Raw genomic sequence first — 1397 nt, 5'->3', positions numbered from 1 at the left:
ATATGTACCTTGAAAATCGCATACAGAAATGAAATGATAAGAAAAATATCAAGACATCCGAGGTGATCATGGAAGCTTGCAAGAGCAGAAATGAGAACTGATTCGAGAAAACGAATAAAAACAACAAACTATTGCCAACGCATATCACGCTAGATATGTGTAGCGGAGTCCATACCCGTGGACGAAGCAAGTTGGTTATGCTAGAAAGAGCGTATGGTGGATGCCTTGGCACTAAGAGCCGATGAAAGACGTGATAAGCTGCGAAAAGCTTCGGGGAGGAGCAAATATCCAATGATCCGGAGATATCTGAATGGGGAAACCCGGCGGAGCAAACCTCCGTCATCTTAACGCCAATACATAACGTTAAGAAGGGAACCCGGTGAACTGAAACATCTAAGTAGCCGGAGGAAGAGAAAGAAACATCGATTCTGTGAGTAGCGGCGAGCGAAAGCGGAAGAGCCCAAACCGGGATGCGTGCATTCCGGGGTTCGGACTGCGTAAGTGATGAGTAAGCCTAGTAGAATGGTTTTGGGAAAGCCAGCCAGAGAGGGTGAAAGCCCCGTACATGAAAGGCGAGCGAGCACGGCAGGATCCAGAGTACCACGAGACACGAGAAACCTTGTGGGAATGAGCGGGGACCACCCCGTAAGGCTAAATACTCCTTAGTGACCGATAGCGCATAGTACTGTGAAGGAAAGGTGAAAAGGACCCCGGGAGGGGAGTGAAAGAGAACCTGAAACCATATGTTTACAAGCTGTGGAACATCTTTATATGATGAACCGCGTACTTTTTGTAGAACGGTCCGGCGAGTTACGCTGGCTGGCGAGGTTAAGGACTGAAGGTCTGGAGCCGAAGGGAAACCAAGTCTGAATAGGGCGTGAAGTCAGTCAGAGTAGACCCGAAACCGGGTGATCTATCCATGTCCAGGTTGAAGTTGCCGTAAAAGGCAATGGAGGACCGAACCCACATCCGTTGAAAAGGGTGGGGATGAGGTGTGGATAGGGGAGAAATTCCAATCGAACCCGGAGATAGCTGGTTCTCCTCGAAATAGCTTTAGGGCTAGCCTCATACGAGTCTTGCGGAGGTAGAGCACTGAATTTCCTAGGGGGCGTCAAAGCTTACCGAAGAATATCAAACTCCGAATGCCGCGTAGATGATGTATGGGAGTCAGACTATACGAGATAAGTTGGATAGTCGAAAGGGAAAGAGCCCAGACCACCAGCTAAGGTCCCAAAATGTGTGTTAAGTGGAAAAGGATGTGGGATTTCGAAGACAACTAGGATGTTGGCTCAGAAGCAGCCATACATTCAAAGAGTGCGTAATAGCTCACTAGTCGAGAGGTCCTGCGCCGAAAATGTCCGGGGCTGAAACACACTACCGAAGCTGTGGAATTGAGT

At 48.8% G+C, this 1397-nt stretch carries 1 other annotated feature (running past both ends of the window).

Going from position 1 to position 1397, the window contains the following annotated elements:
- Positions 1-1397, top strand: a sequence feature (most likely nonfunctional fraction of RNA operon) (it extends past both window edges: 1306 nt to the left, 1780 nt to the right).

Origin of the sequence: Coprococcus sp. HPP0074 (genome assembly GCF_964238105.1) — a bacterium.
Classification (GTDB): Bacteria; Bacillota; Clostridia; order Lachnospirales; family Lachnospiraceae; genus Faecalimonas; species Faecalimonas umbilicata.
Note: the sequence above shows the minus strand (reverse complement) of the source record. Positions and strands in the feature narration are given on the sequence as shown.